6 protein-coding genes are annotated in these 5,081 nt (G+C 62.9%); 4 read left to right on the forward strand and 2 right to left on the reverse strand.

The annotated features are described in order from the left end of the window. Positions 1-401 (forward strand): lyase family protein (locus tag EOD15_RS28145; protein ID WP_245463784.1); only part of this gene is annotated, 401 nt, incomplete at its 5' end. After that, entirely contained in the window at positions 401-1,573 is a 1,173-nt protein-coding gene (gene pobA, locus EOD15_RS28150) for a 4-hydroxybenzoate 3-monooxygenase (protein WP_127318467.1), read from the forward strand. The genes EOD15_RS28145 and pobA, both read left to right, overlap by 1 nt. Before the next feature lie 10 nt (positions 1,574-1,583). On the opposite strand, the gene EOD15_RS28155 is transcribed toward pobA, so the two are convergent. Further along, positions 1,584-2,054 carry an NUDIX domain-containing protein gene (locus EOD15_RS28155; RefSeq protein WP_127409042.1) on the reverse strand — a complete coding sequence of 157 codons (471 nt, stop codon included), beginning with the start codon at positions 2,052-2,054 and terminating at the stop codon, positions 1,584-1,586. A gap of 172 nt (positions 2,055-2,226) precedes the next feature. Here EOD15_RS28155 and EOD15_RS28160 point away from each other — a divergent pair, with 172 nt between their 5' ends. Next, a complete protein-coding gene (locus EOD15_RS28160; RefSeq protein WP_127318471.1) occupies positions 2,227-2,760 on the forward strand; it encodes a sterol desaturase family protein in 534 nt (177 codons plus the stop codon). Positions 2,761-2,786: 26 nt separating this feature from the next. Here EOD15_RS28160 and rsgA read toward each other — a convergent pair whose 3' ends face one another. Further along, positions 2,787-3,797, reverse strand: coding sequence for a ribosome small subunit-dependent GTPase A (gene rsgA, locus EOD15_RS28165; RefSeq protein ID WP_164761572.1), 1,011 nt, complete (start codon positions 3,795-3,797; stop codon positions 2,787-2,789). 409 nt (positions 3,798-4,206) lie between these two features. Here rsgA and EOD15_RS28170 point away from each other — a divergent pair. Beyond that, a partial coding sequence (locus EOD15_RS28170) for a LacI family DNA-binding transcriptional regulator (protein WP_148129666.1) occupies positions 4,207-5,081 on the forward strand: 875 nt, incomplete at its 3' end.

The following is a 5,081-nucleotide window of genomic DNA, read 5'->3' on the forward strand; positions in this document are numbered from 1 at the left end:
GGCTTGGTCTTGGCGACGCACCGCAATGGCAGAACCAGCGCGACGCGCTCGCTGATTTTGCCGGTTGGTTATCGCTGCTGACCGGCAGCCTCGGCAAATTCGGCCAGGACATCGCTCTGATGGCGCAAGATGGAACCGAGATCAAACTTTCCGGCGGTGGCGGCTCGTCTACCATGCCTCACAAGCAGAACCCGGTGAAGGCCGAAGCGCTGGTGGCGCTTGCCCGTTTCAACGCCACGCAGCTTGCCGGCCTGCATCACGCGCTCGTGCATGAGCAGGAGCGGTCGGGTGCTGCCTGGACCCTGGAGTGGCTATTGCTGCCGCAAATGGTCGTCGCAACGGCGGCGTCGCTGCGCCTTGCCGCCGAACTGGCCGCACAGGTCGAAAGTCTCGGCCACTGATGCGCACGCAAATAGTCATTGTCGGGTCCGGACCGTCCGGCCTGCTGCTTGGGCAACTGCTGGCCGGCATCGGCGTCGAGACGGTCATTCTTGAACGTGCGAGCCGCGAGCACGTGCTTGGCCGCGTGCGGGCAGGGGTGCTCGAACAGGGCACGGTCGAATTGCTGGAAGAAGCGGGTGCTGCGGCACGGTTGCATGCCGAAGGGCTGCCGCATTCCGGCATCTCGCTCGCCTTCGACGGACGCTTGCACCGTATCGACCTCGAGGCACTCACCGGCGGCAGGCATGTCACCGTCTACGGCCAGACCGAGGTGACGCATGATTTGATGGACAAGCGCGACGCGGCAGGACTGACCACGATCTACGAGGCGGCAAATGTCGCGCTGCACGATTTCGATGGCGCCGCGCCTTTCGCCACCTATGAAAAGGATGGCGTCACGCATCGCATCGACTGCGACTTCATTGCCGGCTGCGACGGTTATCATGGCGTCAGCCGCAAATCGGTGCCCGAGCGTGCGCTAAAAATCTTCGAGCGGCAGTATCCGTTCGGTTGGCTCGGCGTGCTGGCAGAAGTGCCACCGGCCGATCACGAACTGGTCTACGCCAATCACGAGCGAGGTTTTGCGCTGTGCTCGATGCGCTCGACGCATCGCAGCCGCTACTATGTGCAGTGCCCGGAGGGCGACCATGTCGAGGCGTGGTCGGACGACCGCTTCTGGGACGAGTTGCGCCGCCGCTTGCCGGAGCAGACGGCGGCAAATGTCGTCACCGGCCCATCCTTCGAGAAATCGATCGCGCCGCTGCGCTCCTTCGTTGCCGAGCCAATGCGCTTCGGCAGGATGTTCCTGGTTGGCGACGCCGCCCATATCGTACCACCGACCGGGGCGAAAGGGCTCAACCTCGCCGCCAGCGACGTGCGCTATCTCTTCGCAGGTTTGCGCGACTTCTACGTCGAGAAGTCACATGATGGCATCGATGCCTATTCCGGCAAGGCGCTGGCACGGGTCTGGAAGGCGGTGCGCTTTTCCTGGTGGATGACGACGATGCTGCACCGTTTTCCCGACACCGGCGATTTCGGCCAACGCATCCAGGAGGCCGAACTCGACTACCTCATGCACTCGCGCGCCGCATCGACCGCGCTCGCCGAGAACTATGTCGGCCTGCCTTATTGAGGGCTGCGGATCATCCCGCGCCTTGCTGCCTGGCAAGATCCAAAAGCATCGGGCGCTGCCCTTTGAGGATTTTCACCTCGGCCTGGGACAAGGTGAACCAGCCCGCTCTGTCGACCTCCGGGAACTCCTTTAGGGATCCCGACCTTGGCGGCCATTCCATGGTGAAGCTGTTGCTCTTGATGGAGGTCACATCGATGTCGATGGTCGCCTCGACGGACCAGGCCGAGACGATCTTGCCGCCCGGTTGCCTGTAGTCGCCGAGACGAGTGAAGTATCCATCGACCTTGACGCCAAGCTCTTCCTCGGTCTCGCGTTGCGCTGCCGTCAACTCGTCCTCGGTCTCGTCGACAAGACCCTTCGGTATCGACCACGCACCATCGTCCTTCTTCGCCCAGAAGGGGCCGCCCGGGTGAACCAGCAACGCCTCGAGATCGCCATCGCCGCGGCGATAGATCAGCAATCCCGCACTCCGTTTTGCCATTTTATACGTCCGTCTGCGAAGCCGGCAGCCTGCCGATGGTCCTTGAATCGTTGACGCGAACCTTGCACCAGGGGATTGCGACGCTATGTCAGGCGCGTCTACATTGCACCTCACCCGCGAGTCCGGCAATCTGATACCATCGCCTATTTGGCGGCTCGAAGGCTAGGTGACGATGCAACTCGGTCTTATTGGCTACTACAGCGACTTCGTCGTGTATCCGCTGGTAATCGCCGTGCTGGCAGTGGCCGGGCTGCTCGAGGCCGGCGAAGAGGGTGCGCCGGGCTGGATAGGCACGGTCCTCGCCTGTCTCGGCCTCTGGACGCTGATCGAGTATGTGCTGCACAGGTTCGTTCTTCACCACATTCCCTACATCAAGGACCTGCACGACCGTCACCATGTCGAGGAGCGCAGTTCGGTGGGCACGCCGACCTGGCTCAGCCTCGGGGTGCATGCGCTGGTCGCGTTCCTGCCGGTATGGATGATCTCGGATTTCGCCACCGCTAGCGCGGTAAGCTGCGGGTTGATGCTGGGGTACCTCTGGTACATCAGCATCCACCACATGATCCATCACTGGCATCCCGCGCATCCGAGCTATCTCTACACGCTCAAGCGTCGCCACGCGGTCCATCACCACATCGACGAAGCGGCCAATTTCGGTGTGACGTCGGCGTTCTGGGATCGCGTTTTCGGGACGGCGCGGCTCTAGTCCGAGGCCAGATCAACCCCAATCGTTCAACGCCTCTTCCCGCGACCTCCGGGAGACTTGGCTCCGCGGGGTCCGCTCTGAGCCGGCGTGTTGTTCTGGTTTTCGTCGGACAGCTTGCGCCAGCGGGCAAGGCGCTCGGGATCGAGCGTCCCGGCCTTCAAGGCAGCCTGCACAGCACAGCCCGGCTCATGCACATGCGTGCAGTCGCGGAACTTGCACAGCGGCGCGAGCTCGGTGATTTCGGCAAACAGCGTGTCGATGCCATAGCCGACGTCGCTGACTTGCAGCGTCCGCATTCCCGGCGTGTCGATCACCCAGCCGCCGCCGGCAATGGCGTGCAGCGATCGCGACGTGGTGGTGTGGCGTCCCTTGGCATCGTGCTCGCGTATGCCTCCGGTCTGCTGCGGCGATTGCTGCCCCGATCCGGCCAGCGTGTTGACCAGCGTCGATTTGCCGACGCCGGAGGAGCCGATCAGCGCCACCGTCTGGCCGACACCGCACCAGGCAGCCAGGATGGTTGCCGCATCCGATGTCCGGGGGTTCAGCGTCACGACCGGCAATCCACGCTGCAACGCGGCAGCCTGCCTTGCATATGTCTCGGCGTCTTCAGCGGTATCGGCTTTGGTCAGCAGGATCACTGGCGTCGTTCCGGCCTCATTGGCGAGTGCCAGATAACGCTCGAGCCGGGCGGGATTGAAGTCGGCATTGCAAGAGGTGACGATGAACAGCGTGTCGACATTGGCCGCGGCAAGCTGCGGCACCCTGCCGCCCTGGGTGCGGCGCTCCAGCACCGTCTTGCGGACCAGGCGGCGCTGCACAAGGTGTTCATGCACATCGACCAGTACCCAGTCGCCGACCGCATAGTCACCGGTGTTCGCCTGCGCCGGCAGCGTCAGATCGACCGGCCCTGCCTGGGACAGGCCGGTCAGGCGATCGCGGTGGACGGTGGCGATCCGCGTCGGGACAAGATCGGCGTCGCCGGGTTCGAGTTGGTCGCCAAAAAAATCCGTCCAGCCCAGGCCGGCAAGCGATGGCATGGAGTGGTCCGTCACGGCTTTGACCACGGCGTCGCGGACATCGGACAGTATCCCTGGCAGGTGGCGAACGGGCGAGGCGATTGCCCAAGCCGTGTATGGGCGGCATGGCGTCATTTGGCAAGCAGGCCCGGAGCCGAGAGCGAGCGGCAAGCTTCTGCAGCCCTCGATCGTCGAACTGACGATCAAGTCGACGAAACAGCGCTATCCGAAAGCGTTTGGCGGGAAAAAACGGCGGCGAGTCGCCTCAGTTTTGAAACGTTAACGAATAATTTGACGCATGCAATATTTTTGGGTTCTATTGGTAACTGTGAAAATTGACTGAATAAGTTCCATCCAGGATTGTCGCATCCGGTCAACGGCCGCATGACTGGGGGCGGGCCGATCATGGCAGGGGATCAGGAATATATCGATGGCGGAGAAGACGCACCGCACGATGGATGACTTCGCCCAGGCATGCGGCGTGTCCCGGCCTACGCTGTCCAAATATTTCGACGATCCGGCGAGCGTGAAGCCGGCGACGCGGGCGCGCATCGAAGCCGCCCTGCGCTCCTCGGACTATCAGCCCAACCTTTTCGCCCGAAATCTCAACCGCAAGCGCACCCGCAACATCGGCATCGTCGTGCCGACGATCACCGATCCGTTCTACGCCGAGATGGTCAGCCGCATCGAATTTCGCTGCCGCGACGAAGGCTACTGGCCGATCGTCATCTCCTCACATGGTTCGCCGAAGCTGGAGGCGGAGTCGGTCAGGACGCTCCTGTCCCTGAAGGTCGCCGGCGCGATCATCGCCCCACTGGGTCTGGCTTCCGACCGCGGCGTCTTCGACAAGCTCGGGCAGGACATTCCGATCGTCTATTTCGACACCTATATCGAGGGCGATACGCCGTTCGTCGGCAACGACAACCGGCAGAGCGTCTCGACCATCGTCGACTATCTCTGCCGTTCGGGTGAGCCGCCGGTCTATCTCGACATCCCACACGTCAACCACAACTCCGGCGAACGCCAGGAAAGCTACATCGTCGCGATGGAGACCGCCGGGTTCAAGCCGGTCGTCATCGAAGGCACCCGCGATTACACCTGGGACTTCGAACGCATCGGCTACGAGCAGACGGAAAAAATGCTGGAGGCCGGCGCCTTGCCCGGCCGCACCATCCTGTGCGCCAATGATCGTCTCGCCTTTGGCGTGATGGCGGCTGCGTTCTCGCGCGGCCTGAAGGTCGGCCGCAGACCCGATTGCGATCTGCGGGTTGCAGCACACGACGATCATCCGCTGAGCCGCTACAC

The sequence above is a fragment of the Mesorhizobium sp. M7A.T.Ca.US.000.02.2.1 genome, from assembly GCF_003996995.1.
Taxonomy (GTDB): Bacteria; Pseudomonadota; Alphaproteobacteria; order Rhizobiales; family Rhizobiaceae; genus Mesorhizobium.

Bases quoted from the DNA above. Each gene is read 5' to 3' on its own strand.
- pobA (WP_127318467.1), top strand. From the start codon at position 401: ATGCGCACGCAAATAGTCATTGTCGGGTCCGGACCGTCCGGCCTGCTG.
- EOD15_RS28160 (WP_127318471.1), top strand. From the start codon at position 2,227: ATGCAACTCGGTCTTATTGGCTACTACAGCGACTTCGTCGTGTATCCG.
- EOD15_RS28155 (WP_127409042.1), bottom strand. From the start codon at position 2,054: ATGGCAAAACGGAGTGCGGGATTGCTGATCTATCGCCGCGGCGATGGC.
- rsgA (WP_164761572.1), bottom strand. From the start codon at position 3,797: ATGCCATCGCTTGCCGGCCTGGGCTGGACGGATTTTTTTGGCGACCAA.